The organism is Vibrio sp. YQ_11, from assembly GCF_043103065.1.
Classification (GTDB): domain Bacteria; phylum Pseudomonadota; class Gammaproteobacteria; order Enterobacterales; family Vibrionaceae; genus Vibrio; species Vibrio parahaemolyticus.
In genome coordinates this window covers 117,445-140,012 of sequence record NZ_JBICJM010000007.1, presented here as the reverse complement: position 1 = coordinate 140,012, position 22,568 = coordinate 117,445, and the positions used below count along the sequence as shown (strand labels likewise).

Below are 22,568 nucleotides of genomic sequence, written 5' to 3'. Positions count from 1 at the left end.
TTTCAGACAAAATAATCCCGCATCAAATATTTATATTTGATGAACAATTTTCTTTTATTTCAAATTATTGGCTTAGTTAATTAATTCTAATGCTTGCTCTAGTACTTCGTCCCCTTTCATCATTCCATATGCTTGGGGAGATATCGCATCGATATTTTTTCCGTACTCTTGCGCTGTTTTTCTTAACTCTTCTAGTTGAAAGCGTACCTGAGGACCTAGTAAACAAACGTCATACTCTTTAATCGCCTCTTCAAATGCATTCACTGACATCGCATCAATTTTGCATTCAATTCCTTTAATTTCAGCAGCTTGCTCCATTTTTTTAACAAGCATACTGGTCGACATCCCTGCGCTACAGCATAAAAGGATCTTTTTCATAGCCTTACTCCCGTTGTGTAAATTTCAACCTGCAAAAACTGTAGCAAAAATAATCAGCACAAAAAAGCGCAACCGGTTGCGTTATTCGTGAACAGAATCTCACTTTAGAAAATAAGGTCTATTTTTTAATAATTATTTAGGTCTAGGATAAAAGTCAGAGAATTAAGGAAGATTACGAATTTACATTTACAACTATCAATATATTACTACTGACAACGTCATTATTAATTTCGAAAAGGAATCGAAAATGAAATTAAATAAACTGGCTATTGCAACGCTTGTAAGTGCCGCTCTATCTCAATATGCATTTGCCCAAACTGACACCAAAGGAACCATTTATCTGACGTTTGATGATGGCCCAATCAACGCCTCAATTGACGTCATTAATGTGCTAAATCAAGAAGAAGTAAAAGCGACGTTTTACTTAAATGCGTGGCATCTAGATGGTATTGGTGATGAAAACGAAGACAGAGCGTTAGAGGCACTAAAACTGGCGTTGGATAGCGGCCACATCGTCGCAAACCACAGTTATGACCATATGGTTCACAACTGTGTTGAAGAATTTGGCCCAAACAGTGCGGCAGAATGTAATGCAACGGGTGATCACCAGATCAACTCTTATCAAGATCCTGCCTACGATGCCTCGATGTTTGCAGAAAACTTGTCAGTACTAGAAAAATATTTGCCGAACATTACGAGCTACCCAAACTATAAAGCGAATGAGTTTGCTCGTTTGCCGTATACCAATGGTTGGCGCGTTACGAAAGACTTCAAAGCGGACGGCTTATGTGCCACGTCCGATGATCTTAAACCTTGGGAGCCTGGCTATGCATGTGATACGGCAAATCCATCCAACAGTGTAAAAGCAGCCATCGCGGTTCAAAATATCCTAGCGAATAATGGCTATCAAACTCACGGTTGGGATGTGGATTGGGCCCCTGAAAACTGGGGCATTGCGATGCCAGCAAACAGCCTTACAGAAGCTGAACCATTCCTTGGGTATGTCGATTCCGCGCTAAATACTTGTGCGCCTACGACAATTAACCCTATCAACTCCAAAGCACAAGAGTTCCCATGTGGTACACCTTTGCATGCCGATAAAGTTATTGTACTAACTCACGAGTTCCTGTTTGAAGACGGTAAACGTGGCATGGGTGCAACTCAAAACCTACCGAAGCTCGCGAAGTTTATCCAGCTAGCCAAACAGGCTGGTTATGTCTTCGATACCATGGATAACTACACGCCGAACTGGCAAGTTGGTAACAACTACAGCGCCGGCGACTACGTTCTACACCTCGGTACGGTATATCAAGCAGTAACAAGCCATACAGCGCAACAAGATTGGGCTCCATCACCAACATCTAGCTTGTGGACGAATGCGGATCCAGCAACTAATTGGACTCAGAATGTTTCATACAAACAAGGCGATGTGGTGACTTATCAAGGTTTGCGTTACCTAGTTAATGTACCGCACGTATCTCAAGCAGACTGGACTCCCAACTCACAGAACACCTTGTTCACAGCTCTATAAGCTGTTCCCTACTATCATCATGTAGTAGTTTGCGCGAGGCATACCCCTCGCGCTTTTTTCTTTTGAAACGCGGCAAATCGGTATTCAACTCGAATCTCCAAACACACGTAAATCTGAGCGCATCCCCCCCAAACGACGAAAGGCCGCTATAAAAGCGACCTTTCTATGTATGGTACTGATAAGTGAGGTGACAAGGCTTGCATCCAACTGGGCAGGCACTCCTGACGCCGCGCTAGGTTTGAATTCACAAACGCCAGAAACAACAAAGCCCCGACTTTCGTCGAGGCTCTGTCTTGGAATATGGTACCGGTGGGCGGACTTGAACCGCCACGCCCGAAGGCAACGGATTTTGAATTCCTCTTAAGCTCTTGTAATTACTTGCATTTAAGAGGACTCCTTTGGATATCAAGGACCATGAAATAGGATTTCATAGGATCTTTTTAGCACACGTCGAGCACAGATTAGCAATCCAAAAATTACTTTAGGTATGTCAAAAGTCACATGACGTCTACTCAAATATTATTGGTGCAGATCGCATTAACAATAATCGTTTAGATTAGACAGCTCACCTATATATCTATGATTGACTATTCGATAAGTTCATAACGGTATTTGAAACATTTTCAGCCCCTTTATAAATTTCATCCATTACCGTCGAGACTTCAGTAATTTTTGCATTACCTTGTTTTGAAATTGATGAAACCTCAGACATTCTATCCGTAACTTCATTGATAAGACCTTGATTTTCTTCCACCACTTTTACAATCTCATCTGTGGAATCAGAGGTACGTGATGCCAGTTTTCGAACCTCATCCGCAACCACTGCAAATCCTCTTCCGTGTTCACCGGCTCTGGCTGCTTCTATGGCTGCGTTAAGTGCCAATAGATTTGTTTGATCCGCTATACCCTGAATAGTCGCCACAATGTTGTGAATATTTTGTGATGTATCTTTTAATTGCAGTACTTTCTTGGCTGTATCTTCTGATTTATCAGAGATATCTAATGAAACGTGAACGGTCTCAGCCAAAAGTCTCGCTCCTTCCTGAGCTATTTGCGCTGTTTCTACTGCCGTAGAGTACGCCACTTCTGAAGCTTCAGCTATTGCGCGGTTTCGCTCAACACGCTCTGTAATATCACTGGCAAACTTAACGACTTTTACAACTTGACCTGTGTCATCACGGATTGGATTATATGTTGCCTCAATCCAGATACTCGCCCCATGAGAGCTACGACGCTGGAACAGTCCAGACTTAATTTGTCCAGCTTGTAATTCTTGCCAGAAGCAAGGATTTTCACTATAAAAATCGTCAAAACAACATATGCGATGATGTTGACCTTCAACTTGATTAGCACTATAGCCCAATGTATTTAAGAAATTTGCATTCGCGCTAAGAATCTTTCCTTGCGGATCAAAATTCAATGATTGCCAGAGACTTGTCTAGTGCGCTAAAAAGTGCTTCATTCTTTTGATTTTTGTAGTAAAGCTTTGTGATATCGGCTGCGATTTTTGCTACACCAGTTACATGACCGTTGGAGTCCTTAATTGGAAAGTATGTAGCTTCAAGAATGACAGTCTCACCTTTTTTATTTCTTCTCTCAAAGGTACCTTCTTTAGTCACTCCATTAGCAAGCTCTTTCCAAAAAGCCTGATATACCGATGAATTCGCATGACTTTCAGAACACAAAATTTTATGGTGTTTTCCTTTGACTTCTTCCAGTTTATAACCCAAAAAATTCAAAAATAACGGGCTTGCATCTTGAATGAATCCTTCTGGATTGAACTCGACCCACGCCACGTGTTTTTTAATGGCATTGTATACTTCATCAGAATGACTCGATTTTATAGGTGACTCTTTCTTTTTAGAAAAAACATATCTCGACTCTACACAATAGGTAAAAATTTTATTGATATTATTATCATTATATTATAAAGCAATCGCACGCTTTTACTATAATTAAGTCCATTAAACGGCTTAGCAGTCCCTATGACATGGGCAAACTTTACAGACAGAGTATGTATATAAAACTAACTACATACTAACGACGGCCTTCGAGTAATGATATCAAGTCATCAATTGGCATGGCTTTATAGAAGTACCATCCTTGAATAAATCCAGTTGAACATTGCTCTTTAATAATTTTATACTCTTTCTCTGTCTCTACACCTTCAAAAACAATTCGCTTACCCAAGCTAGTCACAAGATCCATTATTGCTTCAGACATGCCTTTCTTTAAGTCATAATTTAATGCTTTTACGAAAACACGATCAATTTTAATGCAATCAAAGTTAATTTCAGTTAACCATACCAAATTTGCAACACCAGTCCCGAAATCATCGAGCACGACAATAAATCCTAACGCACGTGCTCTGGTTGAAAAATCCAATAATTCTTTTAAACCAACATCAATTTCTTCAGTAATTTCTATCTTAATTTGACTCGGTTTAACATCCAGTTTTCTAGTAAGATTATGTAGAAATACGAGAAACATTTTATCTAATATTTCATAACTTCTTATATTGATACTTAGAGAAAAATCACGATCATTTTTTAAAATTGAAGCCATGTCCGTGATAGAACGCGTCGTAGTGAAAGACGTGAGCTGAGGATATAAAGATAATTTCTCAGCTATACTAATAAATAGTGGAGGTGCAACTTTTCCATATTTTTCATCTGACCACCTAACAAGACACTCTACTGATATTATTTTACTGCTTTCAATATCTATTATGGGTTGATATTCCATATGTAGAATTTCTTTTTTTAATGCACGTCTAAATCGACTTTCAATTGACTGAGCATTGTCGATTAGTGATGATGCCAAATGTGTTATCAAGTAACAAAAAATAATAATAAAAACAATTATTAAAACAATTGTATTAGTGCTGTAATAGTTTAATCCCGCATTTCTATTTTCTGCTTTTACACAGTACTCGTAACGCTCACTACATAACTCAGCCTCAAGGTTCAAGCCATAAAGTATATTGTTGGTGCTATACGGTGTGTAGCGTTCAAAAATATAATCAATACTTGAAGAGTAAATCTCAAATGCAAATTTAGGCATAGTTTTTATCTGCCGAGAATAGGGAGTTGTTATATTCACTGCAAAAAAATTACCACTAGCCGTTATATTATAATCTTCCACTATATTGTAGAGACTATGTTCATTGGCATAAAATTGATAATTATTATTTTTACCAATATCTGTTGAAATCAATTTAGTGGGAAAAACCACACCCCAATTAGCAGTGCAATACACAGTTTTATCGACAATATATCCAATATCATAAATTTCAGAGCTTTCTTGGACTAGTTTACGCAGCTCATTTATATTTCTTTGGTCACATTCGAAGTTTTGTAGACGATTAGCTACAGATAATACTCTCACTAACTGTGTCGTCACTTTCTCAGAGTTCGTTAGTAATTCCGATAAAAACTTATTCTGTTCTATCTTTTGGAATTGATAAGAAATGAATGTCGCAATTATAATCGACGTTATGAAGCTGGAGAAGAACACGGTAGCAAGTAATAATTTATTTTTCACTCTAGCATTTTCCACTTTCTATAAAATATCATAACCACCAACCACATTATCCGAATAATTTCAATTACATTAAATTTTAGCCATTTAACATGCCCATTAAACGGCTAAAATCATCATATTAATAATCCTTTCAATTTATAAAGTTATACGATGAACTTACCTAAAATATCATTTTGATCATGAACTTTATTTTTCTGTGTCTGCATGGAAATATTTGCCTCTTGTGCTGAGTCAGACACCTGTGCTGATAGGTCCTTTATTTTGAGAGTATTATGGTTAATTTCTTCAGCAACTAGACTTTGCTCTTCAGCAGCAGACGCGATCTGCATATTCATGTCACTGATGTGTTGAATCGCACCTCGAATTTTCTGTAATGCATTATCTGCCAATTGAGCTTTGTTAACGGCTTCTTCTGCCGTCGCTTTACTCTCATACATTGCGACCGACACAGAATTAGAGCCAGCCTGTAACTGCTCAATCATAACACGAATTTCAGTTGTTGATTGTTGTGTACGCTGAGCAAGAGTTCGGACTTCATCTGCTACAACGGCAAAACCACGACCAGAGTCTCCAGCTCTTGCAGCTTCTATAGCTGCGTTTAAAGCGAGTAAATTTGTTTGGTCAGCAATATCATTGATAACCTTCAAGATCGATTCAATATTTGTAGTAGCTGACTCAAGTCCTTTAACCTCTTCTACAGCTTGTTCTATACGATCTGAGAGTACGCCTATAGAAGTTGTCGTATCGCCAACAATTGTCGAACCTTGTTTTGTAGCATTGTCTGCATCTTGAGCAGCAGAGGCAGCTCCTTGAGCACTGTTTGCAACCTCTGTTGCTGATGCAGCCATCTCATTCATAGCAGCAGCAAGTTGCTCTAGTTCTTGAAGTTGAGAGTTCATTGCTTGAGCAGAACTATGCATATTATCCATAGTTTGCTCTGCACCATGTTTAATTTCCTCTCCAATCGCTTTCGTAGCTTTAATCTGATTCTGTAATGTTGAGACGAAAGTATTGAACCCGATAGCAAGTTCAGCAAACTCTTTGTCTGTTTCTGTACTAAGGCGCTTAGTTAAATCACCATGACCTGAAGCGACGTCTTGAATTGCATTATTTAAAGCATTAAGAGGTGTCATTAAATACTTAATCAAAAAAGTAAGTATGATGATACTAAGAACCACTCCAATGATCGTGTAAACTATTGCACTGTTGCGCAATTTTGATATTGCAGAAAAAGCTTTAGAGCGATCTATTAGAGAGCCTACATACCAGTTTTCTCTCGGCATGTACGTAAAACCAACCACGAATTCTTTACCGTCTATTGTAAGAGCTTGCGCCCCTTCTTTGATATGTACATTAGGTAGATAAGCTGTGACATCTTGACCATTATATTTAGCGTTCTGATGAGCAATCGTCATACCACTTGAAGAAATGATAAACATGTGACCTGCATTAAATAAGTTGACTTTGTTAACCATTTCAGCAAGTCGACCTAAACTCATGTCATAAGTCATCGCACCAATAAACTGCCCACTTTGAATAATAGGTGTCGCAATCGATATCACCATCTCTCCGGATGAAGAATCCATGTAAGGTTCAGTAATTGTCAGCTTTCTCTCTTTTTTAGCGTCAACAAACCAAGGTCGAGAACGCGTGTCATAATTTGTATCAGGGTTCCAACCATCATCGTTTTCTATCATCTTACCATCGTCAGCATAGCCAAGCCCCGCAAAGATGAAGCTGCTTTTTAGTCGATTTGTTTCCAGTACATCTCTTACAAAATCACGATTGTTAGCATCTAGTTGTATCACTTCCGTTGTGGATTGAGCTAAGGCCTTTTTACTTTCTAATTCGGTTGCGACGGTGTCGGCAACCCCTTCAGCTAACCCCTTTAGGCTACTACCAATCAGTTCAGTGACTTCTGCTCTTACGGTATTTACTTGTTCGATTGATAAGATAGATGCTGTCATTAACAATAGTAAAGACGACGCTCCAACAATCTTTTGACTAAACCTCATATGTATTCCACTCCATTTCTACTGCAACATCACAGTGTTATTGAACTTAGACTTCAAAAATGAGTCATTAGCCACAATTATATACCTATCTTCATTAATTGCTAAATCAGGCATGTCTAAAGCACACCATGATAGACACCATTCATGGTAATGTCAGAGATGTGAAACCGATAATTTTTAAATGCCGTTACTACAAATCAAACCTCAATCGCTAGATTGTAAATTACTAATTTAATTAAAAAATAAACTAAATACGTAGTTTGTTTAAACTTTAGGGTTATGATACTTAGATGCCAAATCATTCTTAAGGAACACCATGTCATTTTCAAAAACTAACTTTCTCATCACCCATTTAGACCTACAAAGTTGCAGATTTTGGATAGTTATAGTACTACTATGTAGACAACTACTCCTTAAGAGGTAAGGTTTAGTTATAACTAAAAGGTATAATAAGATATCAATGACTTATATGAAGTACATGGTTCGTTTGGGATATTGATGCACAAAAATTAAAAATAGGTACAGTGGTAGACTTGGATGTTAGAAAAAAACATATTTAGCAAACAATTAGTATTTATCATTTTATCAAGTTTATTAATATTTCTTGCTTTTTTCTTATGGCGTGTAAGTTTGGATTATACGCAACAGAAAGAAAGAATTCTTCAGAGCTCTTCTTATGAATTCCAAGCAAAAGTTAAATCAAGCTTAGCGACTTATAAACCATTTTCACAATATATATATCGAGACATCATATCCAATAATGACGTGCTAAAAATTATGGAAGACGCGTACAATGTAAAAGATAAGGAAACATACAGAGACAAATTACTTTCAATAGTGAAAAATAAATATTCTCTATTAAAGAAAAGTAATTTTAGACAGCTACATTTTCACTTTCCAAACGGTGATAGTTTCTTACGAGTTCATCAACCAGATAAATATGGAGATAACTTATTATCCATCCGAGAATCTATAAGATTAGCAAATGAAAGAAAAGAGTTTGTTGAAGGGTTTGAAGAAGGAAGAATATTCAATGGTTATAGATTCGTTTATCCAATATTTAAGGCCGGTAAATTTTTAGGAACAATGGAAGTATCACTTTCAATGTCTAGCATTATCGATGTTCTTTCAGGCCTATATACCGACTTTGATTTTTATTTTCTGATAAAAAAAGATGTGGTCGATAGTAGTGTTTTTGAAAGTATGAAAGAAAACTACTCACTAAGCACTTTATCAGACAATTACTATTATGATAAACAAGTTCATAATAAGTTCAATGAAAACAGAAACTTTCCGGAATTATTAGACGATTTAAAAACATTATCAAAAGAACTTCAGCCTAGAATTAATACAGAAAGTAATTTTTCATTTAGCTTATCAACAGATACGTCTTATTATATTCTAAACTTCTTATCGATAATTAACATCAAGGGTGAACATGTTGCTTATTTAATTGCAACCCACAAAGACCATCTAATTCAGGACATGCAATCAGATTATGAAAAATTTGCGGCTTTCACAATTGTAATATTCATACTGTATAGTTGGTTTTTTTATAGAAATCATCAATACAGCATTAAATTAAAGACTTTATCTAGCTTGGATTACTTAACCAAATCTTTCAACAGACACAGGTTTATGGAGTTTTTATCTTATGAATATGAGCGTTTTTTACGAAATGGAGAAAAATACTCCATTGTGATGATTGATGTGGATTATTTCAAATCCATCAATGACCAATTTGGACATACTGTTGGCGACAAATACTTATTAGAACTTACCAATTTGATTAAATCTAGACTGAGAAAAAGTGATATTTTTGCACGATGGGGAGGAGAAGAATTCATCATTCTGCTACCAGAGACATCTGTAAATCAAGCACTGATACTGACGGAGTCTTTGAGAGTTAATATCAAGAAACACCAATTCACAGGAAAGAAACCGATAACAATTAGTTTAGGCATATCAGAAGTACTAAAATCAGATGAAGGAATGGAGATAGTCATTGATAGAGCAGACCGCGCTCTATACCAAGCAAAAAAAACAGGCAGAGACAAAGTAGTTTTATGGAATGATGTAATTCACTAATTTTAGTGAATTAAGGTCTAGTGATAAAAACACAAAATTTATTATTAATTCAATCATCAACAGCGAAGATTCAGTCAACCACTCCGACAACAAAACCACCAGCATAAAATGCAGACAACAAAAAGGGAGCAGTCACTCAACGCAACTACTCCCTTCAGAAAGCCAATTCGGACTACTTCAGCTCGTAGAACAGCTCGGTCAAAGCCGCGTCACCAACTTGCTCAACTAACTGTACAACAAAACCATCAAACTCATCAGCAAACCCAATTTTCGCTAAGCCATATTCAGCAGTAACTTGATCCAACGACAGATTCAAAACCTCACCATGATTCTTAGCTCGGCGAGCCTTATCATTCAACGAGGTAACGGCCTTACCCAAATCGCCACCAGCAACCAGAGTGGGATTAGTAAGCAACAGATGGCGCGCAGACGGATAGAGCTTTCCTTGGTAAAACATTGGTTTGGACTGAACTTTTAGCTTCTCTCGGTCGGACTGAGGAGTCGATAGTGCTTCCTCTACAGATATGCCAGCTTTTATGCGGTTCATTAGCGTACTTTGCGCCACACCTAGCTCTCTAGCCGCTTGGCGCATACTTGAGTACTCAGTGCCGTCTATAACAACTTTCTTGCGGTAGTCACCTTTAGGGCGCGCTTCCAGCTCAAGAGCTTGCTCTAGCGTCCACCCGAACTTGGTAATGCGTTCGTTAACCAATTTGGGATTCAAACCATAGTGACGCGCAGCAGCGGTACGAGAAGGGAACTCAACGCCCTCCACGGTCAATATTTTAGTATTTTTCATCGGTATTATTCCTGTAATTCAGATAGTAAAAAGCCCCACAGGAGCAGAGAGGACAAGCCTCTCAGCCCCTGTAGGGCTACTTAATGTTTAGTTAGAATGGTGCGTCGTCATATTCAGGGGTTTTACAGTCACCGAAGCTGACCTTAGATTTAATCTGCTCATACAACGCCAGCATGTCGCGTACGAGTTCTGCGTTCGGTCTCGGCTGTCCGTTAGGTTTCACCCAGTTCTGTTGCTTCCACTTCGGTGCCCATTCAGTGAGGGTTTTTATCGTCGCGGCATCCATCCCTTTAATCTCGATAGAACTCACCTCCTGATCTAACAAACTTTTAGCGATGTTTAGTGTGTGCATACAGAGCTGGTAGCGCATTGCTGAAACTGTAGGTTTCTTAACTTCAAATACTTGCGTGTCACCACCTACAACCGAAACAGTCGAACCCTTACCGCCAACACCAAGCTTACAGGTAATGGTCTTTTTCGTAGGTCTTGCTGTGAAAGTACTCAAAAAGCTTAAATCTTCTTTTGGTCGAGAATTACTGTATCGATTTCTCTTAGGCTTACTGCGCGCAAGGCGAGCATCACGTTCAGACACCAACTCCTGCAAGTATTCTTCGGCTTGTTTGTAGGTGAAAGCCCCCTTCTTCTTACCACCGGGGTTAGCAATAATTTTCTCACATTCAGTCCATGTTTTTACGATACGAGCTTTGTTGTTGTTTACCGATGCGTAAAAGTTAAATTTTTTATTAGCCATAATAATGCTCCTTAGAATTTTATTGAGTTAGCCGCCGGAATGACGGCTGTGAATTTGAATAAATGTCATTGCGTGTGAGGTTGGGTTTCTTATATCCCCAACGGTGCAATGGCATGTTTGATAAAAAAGCCTTTCCAGATAAGGGCTTTCGATAGGTTAATATTTACGATCTCAGTTCGGGCTGAGAGCTTCTCGCAGTGAGGAGCGAGATTCAGGGTTGAAGAGGATTTCAACTTCGAAGTCAGGAAACTTCGAGACTATTAAGCGAGCTAAGTTGATGGTCAGCTCTGTCATCGGTACAGCACCTTCAATCAATTTGGTATTCTTAGCACTACGTACTGCGGTCGCTTTGGTTGGATAGCCAATATCGGTCATCCACTCAGCTAATGCTTTGGCGGTGATCTGTTTCTTACTCATACCGCTTTTTTCATGCGCGTAGAAACGCAAGAATAAGCGTGCCATCAAACTGTCAGAGGCCTCATTAGCCTTTAAACGCAAATTTTTATTACTAGCGGTTTCAGCCATTACCAAGCGGTCTTGCCAGTCATACCAATCCTCAGACGTTTTAAGACAATGCACCTTCCGCCAGTGATCAAAGCGCAATCTTGTAAACAGCATCTCATCCACCGACTTGTGTGGCTTGCTTTCAAGCGCAATATGCTTCCGTCCTTTCACGTCAACCATTACCGGATTTAGGAGCTGTCGCTTCTGATCGAACTCCATGTTCTGGTAGATAGACCGCTTCTCTAGCATCAAATCCTTATGCTCTAAGAAGCGCATTCGGTTCGGTGTCAGGTAGCTACCATCAACTTTATCGCCGGGCTTACGGGTAAGATACTTGTTCACCATATAAGCACTTTGGTCAGCGACCATCGGATCAACCTTAACGCTACCTTTCGCAAGTATCGGCTCAAAACCTTCACTTCCGATAACCGTGTACTGAGCACGAGTTTTAGCACCGATCAGCTGGGACGCTTGATGCTTGAGTTCCAATACTTCACCACCAGTTTGGTCTATACGATGGTAGAGCTCTCGGAACCGCTGACAAATAGAGCCACTTAGGTCTATCTCATCCAGTTCAGCGTTAGTCAGGAAGCCATCTGTCGTCACTGAAACAACAACCTTGTCATCGGGGATGCTATGAAGCATTTCCCCCAACAAGGCTCTAGCTAAGCCAGTCGTGTAAGCGGCGAAAAATGGGTTGGTCAAAGTCGATGGTGGTAGTTGCGTGGAGTAACCAGCTTGGATATCGAACGACCTCTTAGGGCGTAACGATTGAGCTAGCTTTCCATAGCAACTATTCAACATTTCCTTAGTCAATTTCTCGTCAAAGCTATTTTTAACGAATGACTTACGGCGTTCTCTACCCCATTTCATAAACGGTTCAAAAATGCGAACGTCATTCTTCCAAGGCACGACAAACGCTTGCTTGATGGTGATTTCAGCACCTTGGTTATACGCCACTTCAAGTTCATGACCAGTGCAGTGCGTTTCACCTGATAGCGGGAAGATCAACCCATACTCAGATCGAACGGCTAAGCTTGGGAAGCGAGTATGTTCAGGGAACTTAAACTCAACCCAAGCCAAAGCACATTTGTCTCCAAACAGCTCTTTCAGATCTCGAGTCATGTACATCTGATCGTAATCTAACTCGCGCAGACCTAGCGTAATCGCCGAATAACATGATGGAACATCATAATCTCGCCAAGTATCAATAGGAGTAGGACCAGCGATAAATGACTCGTTGCGACCACCGTGATAACACTGGGTAGCAAAGTTTTCCAACGTCATACGAGCTGTTACAGGCACATCACGAGTTATCGTTAGGGGCTTGGTTCGGTCAGACGGCCACACTTCTTTAGTCACCTTCTCAAAACCGAACAAACCACGATAACCGCGCTTATCATCCAAGCTATTCACAAAGGCTTTAACGGCAATACCACCGATGGTGAACGGAACCGAATTTAGACCGAGTGTATTTTGACAGAAGGAAGAAACACGCTCGAAATGACGAGCACTGATAATTGAATCAGTAATTGCATACTCAGCGAATTTCTCCGGTTGTGCTTCCAGAAACTCATCCATTCGAGAGATAGAGTACGGCTCTGGAATTTCTACCTTTGGAATCTTCAATAGCTCTCCGACAGAGGCTAGTGACGATCCATTGGGCGAAAGCAGCATGGTGTCGTAGAACGTGATATACAAGGTGTGTCGGTTGCGGGATTTGTCGTGAACATTGAGAGGCTCTTTATCGATACGTCGAGACATGACTTTATCAAGTTCCAGTCCGTATACGTCATCAAGACTCGCCACCGTCTTACGTAAACCTTTGACATGTGTCTTGAGTTGGTCAAAAGCTTGGCTGAAGTTAAACAAATCAGCCGATAGCCAATGAGCACACAAAATGATGTCAGTCGGCCACTTATCAAGTACTTCATCTTCCATCGCTTTTTCGATAGCCTGAACCAAGCATTTGTCCAGTGCCAGCCGTCCCGATTTTTTGGTCGATTCAGGAAACAAGATAATGGTTGATAACTTGCCCTTGAATAGAACAACAAATTGGTAACTCAAGATACGGTTGTAGGTTCCGCATTCAGACTCTACATACTCAGTATCCATCGCTATCACGGGGCGTTCAAAGAACGGTGTTACCTCTCGTCGCTTTCGCTTAGTTTGCTTCTTCTTTTTGGGCTTACGACCCACCAGTGGTTTAACTTTGCGCTTTACGCCATCAAAAGAAGTGGGCTCACTAGGTTGAGCTTCACCCCAAGCACTTACCGCTTCGTCCTCAGTCCAACCGGATGTTGCTAGGTTGTCCATGCTTAAGTCAGAAGACTGCTCTAACCAATCATATGTTTCGTTCATATAACTACTCTCCAGAAACGCAAAAAGACGCTCTAAGGCGTCTTTTTGCAAGGTTTACAATGATGATTATTTAAAGTCTGACCAAGCAATCTTAGGCAGGTCATTACCCTCACTGTACGTCAGTAAGGCTTCTGTAATCGCGTCACGCAAACCTTCGAGGTCACTGAATTCTTCAGGCGTAAACATAGCAAGCAAATTGTCGCTGTTTACCACCGTCATCAACAATGCACCCGACTTTGGAGAGATGAAAGCACCGCCGACCGTATCCGCATGGATCCAGCCACCGCTTTCTAGCATGAAACATTTATTCTTCTCAGGTTTCATCTTCTTCGATACCTGTTTAAAGAGTGCGTCAGCCTCTTCACCAGTTTCAGCAACGATTAGATTGCCTTTTGCACCCAGAATAAGCAGTAGATCTTCAGACGGAAGAACAGTTTTACCACCAAACACATTTGCTACACCAGAGTTAGTACGCACAAAAATAGAGTTACTCATTTTGATACCTCAAATCATTTAATTGTTAAAGAGCAGCGAAGAAGCTCGCTGCCCCCTCGAAAACAACTAAGCGAGAGAATCGCTGCGTTGCTGAGGTCCATATTAGGGATGAAAGAAAGCACTCAACTAAGAAGGGAATCGAGTCGACAAGCCACAAAACAATTAACTCGTAGCTCAAAGTCCAGCTAAGATTTAGCGCAGAACCTAAGTCACGAAAGGCGCTAGAAGAAATATCACTCGTCAAGACTGTGACAGTAAAAAGATCAAGGTTCGGTACTCTTTTGTTTGATTTTTACAGGCAGATACTAAAAAGCCCAAAGACGTCCTAACGGACGCCTTTGGGCTTTTATCTGTATTGAGAGATATTACTGTGTTAGTGCATTGTCATCTCTTTTTCCCAACGCTCAACCTCACTACGCAAGAAGCGAACACTGCGACCTATGCGCATCACTGGCGGTAAGCTTTTAGGGTTACGAGTCACATTGGTTCGCACGGTCGCAGGGTTTAAACCGTACATTTCAGCAAATTCTTCAATAGTTAGTACTCTGGACATGTCGAACTCCTTAATCGATTTGTAAGTTAGGTAGCATAGCGTCAACGGTCTGCTGAGAGGCTTGCGCTAAATGGGTATTTTGATAATAGGCGTAACGCTCGGTCACATTCACATTGGAGTGACCAAGACTTTGCTGCGCGAGACGAATATCGTTCGTCGCAAGCAACATTTGGGTTGCGTAAGTGCGGCGAAGATCGTGGATAGTAAAAGGTGCGTCCAGACAGCCTTCTTGCTTCATGGCTTGCTGAATGCGCTCCATACAAGCGCGTGGGTAGGCAATATGCTCGCCTTGGTTCTTTAACGAGGGGAACACCCAATCGTTGAACGACACTTTGAGACATTTACGGATCAGGCGTTTTGCAGGCTCGGGGAAATAAATGCGCTGCGATTTACCAGATTTCGTCATCGGCAGGAGCGCAGAAGAAAGATCATCGGCAAGCATGGAGCGAGTTAAACTCATCACGTTGCCAATGCGCATACCTGTCAACAAACTCAACATCAGCGCACTCGCATGTAGAAAGTTCGGCTCAGCACAAGCATGACGACAAAAGCTTTCCGCTTCTTTCGAGGACAACACTCGGTCTTTCGCATTGTTCTCCACCCGTTTTTTAACGCCCTTTACTGGACTTTTATCAATAATCTCGTGCTCAACCGCCATCGAAAAAAGTTTCGACAAGAAGGCGTGATAACGGTTAATGGACGCATGACTTAAGTCAGTAAGTGAATTGAGAAAACGCTCAACATCACGGCGAGTCACGTCCGTAACACGCTCTTTACCAAACGCAGCCATTACGCGCTTAGAACGGGATAAAAAGGTCTTAGAATCGCGGTGATGATTACGACTATATGGAAGTACAACGTCATCAAAGAACTGCTGAACCGTCAAACGCGATCCCTTCTGGTATGCCCCAGACTGAACATCAGCGATAAATTGGTAAGCCAACTGATTGAATTCAGCAAACTTCATTTCGGGATAAGTGCCAAACGACTCGTAGTAACGCTTTCCCTTCCAGCCAAGGCGAACTATCCAGCGCATACTCGTCGCGGTCACAAGTACGCGTAGTCGCGGGTTTTTCTTCCAAGGATACTCAACACCTTGCTCGCCCTTAGCAGGACGAGGCAAGGCGTTAAGTACCTTCTGGTTCATTTCTATCGGTGTAGTGCTCACAATATCTCACTCCGTATAAGTAAATCGTGAGCACTAAGTTATTGTTTCTACTATTTTGAAGGTTTTGGATGAGGTAGCGCATCCAATAACCCACAACGCCATCATTGAAGTAAAAACCTAGGAGACATAAGGGGATAAGAAAGAGTAAAGTACTCGACAAGGAACATATTTGTTTGATTTGACATGCCAAGAAAAAAGACTCACTACCTCGATAAGATCGTCAATCTACATATTCATCGCGATGGCCTAAAAACACCTCATCAAAAACATGAGCTGATTGAGACACTCACCCACCTACTCGGTGTAAGTGTCGATAAGGTCACCAACCAACTCACTCTGGCTTGCGCCGAGGCTGGTATCGCTGCAAGTTTTACAAACAAGTCAGCACATTCTTTGTTCGTAAAGAAGTACTCCGTAAAACCGGCTATCGATAAACTCGATAATACAATCGATATCCACATCGCTATCGACAAAAACAACATTGTCGAGGATTATCCGTACCGCCCACTCGCCGTAAAACCGTTCAAGAAAAGCGAGGATGAAACACGTAATACACAAGCTGAAATGCACGAAAAAATTAACGATAATCGTGCCAAAGCATACACGCATGTTCCGGTAACGTTTTCTATCAAAAGTACCCAGTTCCCACTGTGGTACGAGATGAACCAAGCATTTATCGCCAAAGTCAATGAGCTAGCCAATGACGATACGAAGTACGAAGATGAGTGCTTAGAGGTCATCTTGCAAGTACTTCAAAGTTACTCGCCAGCGAATGAAAAGCACCTCATTGAGCCAACCAAACGATGGTTCCGTAAGAACATAAGCAAAGATTCCGTACTGCCCAAGACAAAGAACAAACCTTTTCATGCAGCGTTGTTCACCACGATAGCCACAGGGAAGCTTGAAGAAGATCCGATAGAAATGACCTTGCTGTTCAAGCCCTACGACCACATCGGCTATATCCCTTGCAAATTACACCTACGGGACAACCCATTCTTCGAAAGTGACAAGCTTAAGCACGACGAATATAAGTACACCCTTGGTATACAGAAAGAAGGCAAGGTTTGTACGCTCTACATAGACTTCAAAGACAAAGACGGTGACAGTTGTCGTTATGCCTTAAAGCTCAAGCAAGAGATTAGACAAGTCAATACGCCGTTCGGAAATGCGCCAGTGTTCAAGCCTGACTATGTATGGAATGAAAAGCTACCGGACAAGGAATACTTGATAATGAAAGATGCCCCCCTATCGAGCACACAAGTAAACATCGTATCCAAAACAGGGGGGACTGATACGCGCAACATTGAGCTTACTTGGTATCAGTTTCATGAGCGGCTATCGGTGTTCGACCTAAAGCAGCGTAAAGACCTCATACTTGCAGAAGTAAATAGCGACAGTGATATACCGATAATCGAAGTAACGGATGGTAGTGCGAATTTGGAATGTTATTAATTCCCCAACGGGCTAAATGAACACAGAGGGAAAAGCCCGACGAGATAAAGGGAAACCACTTCCCATCAGTTACGACAAAGAAAAAAGTAGAGGCAGTTTCGCCTCTACTTTTTCACTAGATAACATCTAGCTCATCCAACGCCCCTCCGATTAATGCACCTGCGACAAACCCGATCGCTCCACCAATCACGACCCCTTGGGGACCATAACGGGTACCGAGTGTGGCACCGTACTTCGCGAATCGAACACCTGTTGACGAGCTAGGCTTAAACCAGCGCTGTTGTGGGTTAGAATGAAAATGTGTTTTTGTCATAATGTTTTTCCTTTTCTCACAGGTACGAAAAAGGGCGACACCATTGCTGATATCGCCCTTAGATATATTCAAATTATCAAGATAACTTAATCATCGTCATCATCAGCCATGAAGTCGCCGCCGAGCCAACCATCGTCACCCGGTTCCATGTCGAAGTCCTGACTGAAGCCAGAATCTTCTGTACCATCATCATAGTCACCTTGGTCTTCTGTCCAACCACCCATAACGAATACTCCTTCTTAACTGTAATCCATTGCGCCACACGTATCGCATGACCCACCCTTGGTGACCCAACCGGGACAACCTAAAGAGCGGCATGAATAACCTGATGCCATAAGTGGCTTAATGAATGTCACTTTCATTACTTGCTTCCTTTAATTGACGTTGTAGTAAATCTACGTTGTGTAGTATCCCACTGCGCTCGGACAGGATATGTCCAAGACCGCAGAATGAGTGTGAAAATAGTCATCGTCATTGCCCTGCCTTATCCAATGAAAGCTATGCCAAATCTAAGTGCGTGACGGTTAGAAACATTTAAAAATGTTTTGCCCTCAACCTGTCCAAGGGAAACCGTACGCTAGTAGCATGAGCGATAAGAGTGAAAAGCTAGCTTTAAGGCTAGGTGACATATTGACGAGATTGTTTATGGGAGAGGTGCTCTCCCCTGAGCAGTTGGTCGCGGATTATCAGGTAAGCGAGAAAACCCTGAGACGCGATTTCAATGAAAGGCTAGTCAACGCTCCGATTATCCGCACCAATGAGGGTTATCGGTTAGATCCGGTAACTCGAAATAATGGAAATGCGAATACCAACAAGGTACTGCACGATACGGGTTTGTCTGCGCTATTGCCTAACCACTACAAGTTCAACGGTCACACTCCCGTTCTGTTTAAGAATCCACGCTCCGAATCCATCGGGACGTTCGATGCGCTGTTTAGACAGCTGACCGAAGTGATTACCACTCACTCTGTGATTGACCTTATTTACAATGGCAAAACGTTTGAATCTGTCCATCCCTATCGCTTGGTGAATGACCGTGGTATCTGGTTCCTCGCCGCGACCTACTGTGACCAGCTACATTCGTACCGACTGCCAAATATTTCACGGATTCACCGCCGGGAAGATAAATACAAACCGAGTCAAAAGGTCCACGAGGAGATACATAAACAAGGGATGGAGTGGCTAACTCCGGATGATGCTGAAGTGCTTGTACAGGTTGATAGGGAAGTAGCTCCGCGCTTTCTTGAAGATACGCTTCTTCCCCATCAGCAGCTATTGAAAGAACTGAGTGACGGTAGTTTGTTGGTTAGCAGTCGAGTATCAAGATTGAGCGATATCTTGCCCTTGTTGAAGTCTTGGATACCTCAAGTCGAGGTTCTCTCCCCAGTCAGCCTTAAGCTTGAACTTATACGCGACCTCCACGCCACATTGGATCGTTACAAGTAGGTGCCGCGTTAATAAATAACGCCCTAGCGTTCTCTCTAGAAGCTCAGCTCCAAGACAACAAAGAACCACGACATAATGTCGTTTCACTACGCCGCGACCTACCGTCCTAATCATGAACTTGCCACTATGTACCGATTTTGAACTTACCTATGCTGGATAAGGGAAAGAGGTGATTTAGCGAAACCTCAAACCGATACCACTCAAGGGAAAACTCAAAATGATGCCATTTTTCGTCGTTAATTAGCAAACACTAAAATAACTTCGAAGAAGGTAAAATTTTAATAGGGGTATAACCATGATGTCTGATGCACGAACTCTGCTCCAAGTCACTCAGTCCAGTCCGTATTTTTACCTAGTTGATATCGCTAACTTGTTAAGCTTCACCGCCGTTGGCTATCTACTGGGTATGATGACTGGATAAACAGAGCCATGAATTGAACTTGTCACTATAGATTCCGGCGACAAGTTCCTTTTTAACTCAACGGGTTTGAGACTAATGTGTGAGAATCGTGGATTACCGCTTACAGCGCATGGCAACGATGAAAATGTCCAAGTTTTCGCACCGACCTGTAAACATTGAATTAAGGGGCGCTCTTGGCGCTGTAATTAGAACAGATGACTATGGAAAATCTCATAGAAACTCGTTCTCAATACCCCTATTCGTTACGCGCCATAGCAAAACCTAAACATTAGCTCCCATTGCTTCGACATAGCAATGGGAGCTAATGTGCTTATTCGGTAAAAATAATCACGGATGATTTGATAAAGATCAATCACCTCGCTTCCTTAAGCAACTATCCCCTTGCAATAGAGTCAACTCATACCAACAACACTGATTTACTCATAAGATAATCAGGAAATATCAATAATGACTCACTTTAATAAAGAAGATTGGTTACGCAACGGTTGTAACAGTGAGAAGATTGCAAAATGTGCTGCTGCCGTACACGCTCACGAAGCTGTTGTGACGATCATGACAATGGACGTAGACGAGGATCATTACACCATTCAAGCTGGGGCCGAATTCTTGTCGAATGTCGAAGGGCAAGAAGTGCTTTATGTTGAGTTCCTAGCGTATAGTGACAATGAACATTCCCGCTCTATCGCATTGATCTACGAGAAAGAAGATCTCGTTATGTACTGCTCAGAATTTTCTTTCGGTGATGATGAAGAGGAGTACTTCGAATCGGTACAACCAATGACGACTAAAAGCTTTTTCCAATACTTAAACACGCTACCCAATATCCAGAAATTCGCTTTACCGTCAAGTCTCGATGCTAAACAGCAACAAGCTCAGAAAATTTTGATTGAGCTCGCTTCTTAATCACCCCTTACTGCTCCCATTGCTTCGACATAGCAATGGGAGCATTTAATAACAAAACACCAGTGTAAACCAACCAAACTCGTTAAAATTAACGCTCCCTTCCATGGTGTTTTCACCGTTCATTGCAATCCAGCAACTTCATCCCCTCTGAATCCCGAAGGCAACGGATTGGGTAAACGTTGCTAAAACTTGCCCCAATGAAAAAGGCTTCCCATCACACCATGATTAACATGGAGCAATGGGAAGCCTTAGTTTCACTAGGAAGTGAGTCGACTATTTTATGGTACATACATGGTGCTTTCTACTTGGTTTGTTGCCGATGGACTAATCCACAGTGACTTTTATCTCATCGAACACGCCCATTTCGACGTAGCTGAGAAAGTTGGATTCCCACATCGAGTAGAACTCCATTACCTCACTACTTGTTATCGGCAGTTCCGGAACATAGGAAAAACTTGCTGTTCCAGATGAGAAGTTAAAGTCCACCTCTTTAACCAGTTCGGGATAAGGACCACCGCAATACGTAAAGTCAGTGATGTAATCAAAGATCCACTGGTCGTAGAGGCGAACAAGCCTTATTTCAACAGGGTGCCAACCGCCGTTTTCCGAACTATAGGATGAATCTCGGAAGTTGATCACCACCGATTGGATCATGGGTGTCCATTTGCCTGATTCGCTGATCACTCGGTTTAAAGCATCTTGAAGATCGACACTGACAGGCAGCAGTAATCGCTCAACGTCAAAAGTTAAGTTCATAATAAAATCTCTTTTAGTTTGTTAGGAATGCACTCTTGTTAAGTGCTCGATATGAAAGCCAGAATTGACTTGGTGGTAAGAATCGATGTGCTTTTTGGGGGGTTATTTCGCTTTGGTTTCAGCGTCAACTAGAGAGAGAATTTCATCTCGACGTTGCTCGTAGTCAGGCGCTAGAACGTGGAGAAACACTGATTTCTCCGACTGGATGATAAGACCAAGCCCCCTACAACAAGCTGCCATAAAACCCGCGTTGTTCGCTGACTGTCCAGAAAACACACACTTCAGCACAGAGCTCTTAAACGGCTTATCACCCTGCACATCCAGAACAGCGATGATATCTTTAAGTGGGATCCAGTTTCGACAATAAAGACCACCCCCTTGATTACCCGATATACGGATATAAAGTTCCTTCTCCCCTTGATGAATAGCTATTTCATAGAACAAATGATTCTCGGTTTTCGGTGATAACTTTCTCGCTTTACCCTCGCGCACGATATGAGTGAAATGGTCTACTGGTTGATCGTCAGTGACCGTGACTTGTTCATTGCCCTCTACGATTTCAGGTTGAACAGTTTCTTGTTGTTGGTTTGATTTACGTGCCATAGGACACCTCCTTTAAGATGGAATTGTTCAGGTTTAATTTGGTTTTAAGATTCAGTTTGGTCTGCTAACATCACGACAGGGAACGTGGGACTGTTCATAGGAGCACAGCAGTACACGCCAGAGCCTTCCATGGTCACTATGGCGACCGCCAGCAACCAAGGACAGTCATCATCGTTTAACAACAGCACCCATTCAGGGTAGTTAGTAACAAAGCGAAGGAAGTGCAGATCTTCCTCAGATTCTTCACTCAAGGTTTCGTTGGTATCCCCTTCCTCAATCAAGTACAAGGTCGTACCGACCTCATCCCAAAACGTTTTTGTGCTTTCTTCATCACCGAATGGTTCTATCAGGTGCTCTAGCAGTTTTGCTTTCACGCCATCAGGCATTGTCAATGATTGAATGTCTTCAAACTTGTTTACTGTTTTCATCGTGAATTTCCTTCTAATAATGAAAAAGCCCCTGTTTAGCTCATCGCTAAACAGGGGCCT

General features: G+C 41.5%; 21 protein-coding genes and 1 pseudogene. 6 read left to right on the top strand and 16 right to left on the bottom strand.

The features are described 5' to 3' along the window. Nucleotides 1–72: 72 nt before the first annotated feature. The gene (locus ACF8EG_RS05680; RefSeq protein ID WP_005478850.1) at nt 73–378 is read right to left on the bottom strand and encodes a PTS sugar transporter subunit IIB; all 306 of its coding nucleotides are present in this window, start codon (nt 376–378) and stop codon (nt 73–75) included. A gap of 247 nt (nt 379–625) precedes the next feature. On the opposite strand from ACF8EG_RS05680, the gene cod reads away from it, so the two are divergent. After that, nucleotides 626–1,909: a chitin oligosaccharide deacetylase gene (cod, locus tag ACF8EG_RS05675; protein WP_069507421.1), complete on the top strand. Its 1,284-nt coding sequence runs from the start codon at nt 626–628 to the stop codon at nt 1,907–1,909. 577 nt (nt 1,910–2,486) lie between these two features. Here the strand turns inward: cod and ACF8EG_RS05670 are convergent. The 3 genes and pseudogenes from ACF8EG_RS05670 to ACF8EG_RS05660 form a co-directional block, all read right to left on the bottom strand. Further along, nucleotides 2,487–3,753: pseudogene (locus tag ACF8EG_RS05670) on the bottom strand (methyl-accepting chemotaxis protein). Nucleotides 3,754–3,946: 193 nt separating this feature from the next. Then, on the bottom strand, nt 3,947–5,452 hold the full coding sequence (locus ACF8EG_RS05665; RefSeq protein WP_392419353.1) for an EAL domain-containing protein: 1,506 nt from the start codon (nt 5,450–5,452) through the stop codon (nt 3,947–3,949). A 143-nt stretch (nt 5,453–5,595) separates the two neighbouring features. After that, entirely contained in the window at nt 5,596–7,467 is a 1,872-nt protein-coding gene (locus ACF8EG_RS05660; RefSeq protein WP_199351419.1) for a methyl-accepting chemotaxis protein, read from the bottom strand. A gap of 537 nt (nt 7,468–8,004) precedes the next feature. Here ACF8EG_RS05660 and ACF8EG_RS05655 point away from each other — a divergent pair. Continuing rightward, on the top strand, nt 8,005–9,555 hold the full coding sequence (locus ACF8EG_RS05655; RefSeq protein WP_199351420.1) for a diguanylate cyclase: 1,551 nt from the start codon (nt 8,005–8,007) through the stop codon (nt 9,553–9,555). 172 nt (nt 9,556–9,727) lie between these two features. Here ACF8EG_RS05655 and ACF8EG_RS05650 read toward each other — a convergent pair whose 3' ends face one another. The 6 genes from ACF8EG_RS05650 to ACF8EG_RS05625 all read right to left on the bottom strand — a co-directional run bounded on the left by ACF8EG_RS05650 (nt 9,728) and on the right by ACF8EG_RS05625 (nt 16,186). Continuing rightward, nucleotides 9,728–10,354, bottom strand: a complete 627-nt coding sequence (locus ACF8EG_RS05650) for a hypothetical protein (protein ID WP_108694268.1) — start codon at nt 10,352–10,354, stop codon at nt 9,728–9,730. Nucleotides 10,355–10,445: 91 nt separating this feature from the next. Further along, nucleotides 10,446–11,105 carry a hypothetical protein gene (locus ACF8EG_RS05645; protein ID WP_053805190.1) on the bottom strand — a complete coding sequence of 220 codons (660 nt, stop codon included), beginning with the start codon at nt 11,103–11,105 and terminating at the stop codon, nt 10,446–10,448. A gap of 171 nt (nt 11,106–11,276) precedes the next feature. Further along, nucleotides 11,277–13,970, bottom strand: coding sequence for a hypothetical protein (locus ACF8EG_RS05640; protein WP_108694267.1), 2,694 nt, complete (start codon nt 13,968–13,970; stop codon nt 11,277–11,279). Between the two features lie 66 nt (nt 13,971–14,036). Beyond that, nucleotides 14,037–14,465: a hypothetical protein gene (locus tag ACF8EG_RS05635; RefSeq protein WP_029859213.1), complete on the bottom strand. Its 429-nt coding sequence runs from the start codon at nt 14,463–14,465 to the stop codon at nt 14,037–14,039. Between the two features lie 373 nt (nt 14,466–14,838). After that, nucleotides 14,839–15,018, bottom strand: a complete 180-nt coding sequence (locus ACF8EG_RS05630) for a helix-turn-helix domain-containing protein (protein WP_005484891.1) — start codon at nt 15,016–15,018, stop codon at nt 14,839–14,841. Nucleotides 15,019–15,028: 10 nt separating this feature from the next. Continuing rightward, nucleotides 15,029–16,186 carry a tyrosine-type recombinase/integrase gene (locus ACF8EG_RS05625; RefSeq protein WP_225465006.1) on the bottom strand — a complete coding sequence of 386 codons (1,158 nt, stop codon included), beginning with the start codon at nt 16,184–16,186 and terminating at the stop codon, nt 15,029–15,031. Nucleotides 16,187–16,369: 183 nt separating this feature from the next. Here ACF8EG_RS05625 and ACF8EG_RS05620 point away from each other — a divergent pair, with 183 nt between their 5' ends. Then, complete coding sequence (locus ACF8EG_RS05620; RefSeq protein ID WP_029859209.1) at nt 16,370–17,638, top strand: hypothetical protein; 1,269 nt, start codon at nt 16,370–16,372, stop codon at nt 17,636–17,638. A gap of 115 nt (nt 17,639–17,753) precedes the next feature. Here the strand turns inward: ACF8EG_RS05620 and ACF8EG_RS05615 are convergent, their stop codons facing one another. From ACF8EG_RS05615 to ACF8EG_RS05605, 3 genes are all read right to left on the bottom strand, one after another. After that, a complete protein-coding gene (locus ACF8EG_RS05615) occupies nt 17,754–17,951 on the bottom strand; it encodes a glycine zipper domain-containing protein (protein ID WP_023585707.1) in 198 nt (65 codons plus the stop codon). An 86-nt stretch (nt 17,952–18,037) separates the two neighbouring features. Next, nucleotides 18,038–18,175, bottom strand: a complete 138-nt coding sequence (locus ACF8EG_RS05610; protein WP_023585706.1) for a hypothetical protein — start codon at nt 18,173–18,175, stop codon at nt 18,038–18,040. 15 nt (nt 18,176–18,190) lie between these two features. Further along, nucleotides 18,191–18,313 carry a hypothetical protein gene (locus ACF8EG_RS05605; RefSeq protein WP_256913817.1) on the bottom strand — a complete coding sequence of 41 codons (123 nt, stop codon included), beginning with the start codon at nt 18,311–18,313 and terminating at the stop codon, nt 18,191–18,193. Nucleotides 18,314–18,491: 178 nt separating this feature from the next. Here ACF8EG_RS05605 and ACF8EG_RS05600 point away from each other — a divergent pair, with 178 nt between their 5' ends. The 3 genes from ACF8EG_RS05600 to ACF8EG_RS05590 all read left to right on the top strand — a co-directional run bounded on the left by ACF8EG_RS05600 (nt 18,492) and on the right by ACF8EG_RS05590 (nt 20,721). Further along, nucleotides 18,492–19,397, top strand: a complete 906-nt coding sequence (locus ACF8EG_RS05600; protein ID WP_392419352.1) for a helix-turn-helix transcriptional regulator — start codon at nt 18,492–18,494, stop codon at nt 19,395–19,397. A 295-nt stretch (nt 19,398–19,692) separates the two neighbouring features. Beyond that, nucleotides 19,693–19,818 (top strand): hypothetical protein, encoded by a 126-nt coding sequence (locus ACF8EG_RS05595; RefSeq protein WP_257978702.1) that lies wholly within the window; start codon nt 19,693–19,695, stop codon nt 19,816–19,818. Nucleotides 19,819–20,265: 447 nt separating this feature from the next. Then, nucleotides 20,266–20,721, top strand: a complete 456-nt coding sequence (locus ACF8EG_RS05590; RefSeq protein WP_140312948.1) for a hypothetical protein — start codon at nt 20,266–20,268, stop codon at nt 20,719–20,721. A 324-nt stretch (nt 20,722–21,045) separates the two neighbouring features. Here the strand turns inward: ACF8EG_RS05590 and ACF8EG_RS05585 are convergent, their stop codons facing one another. The 3 genes from ACF8EG_RS05585 to ACF8EG_RS05575 form a co-directional block, all read right to left on the bottom strand. After that, the gene (locus ACF8EG_RS05585) at nt 21,046–21,477 is read right to left on the bottom strand and encodes a DUF2787 domain-containing protein (RefSeq protein ID WP_392419351.1); all 432 of its coding nucleotides are present in this window, start codon (nt 21,475–21,477) and stop codon (nt 21,046–21,048) included. Nucleotides 21,478–21,579: 102 nt separating this feature from the next. Next, entirely contained in the window at nt 21,580–22,080 is a 501-nt protein-coding gene (locus ACF8EG_RS05580; protein ID WP_392419350.1) for a hypothetical protein, read from the bottom strand. A gap of 44 nt (nt 22,081–22,124) precedes the next feature. After that, a complete protein-coding gene (locus ACF8EG_RS05575; protein WP_065274884.1) occupies nt 22,125–22,508 on the bottom strand; it encodes a hypothetical protein in 384 nt (127 codons plus the stop codon). Nucleotides 22,509–22,568 lie beyond the last annotated feature (60 nt).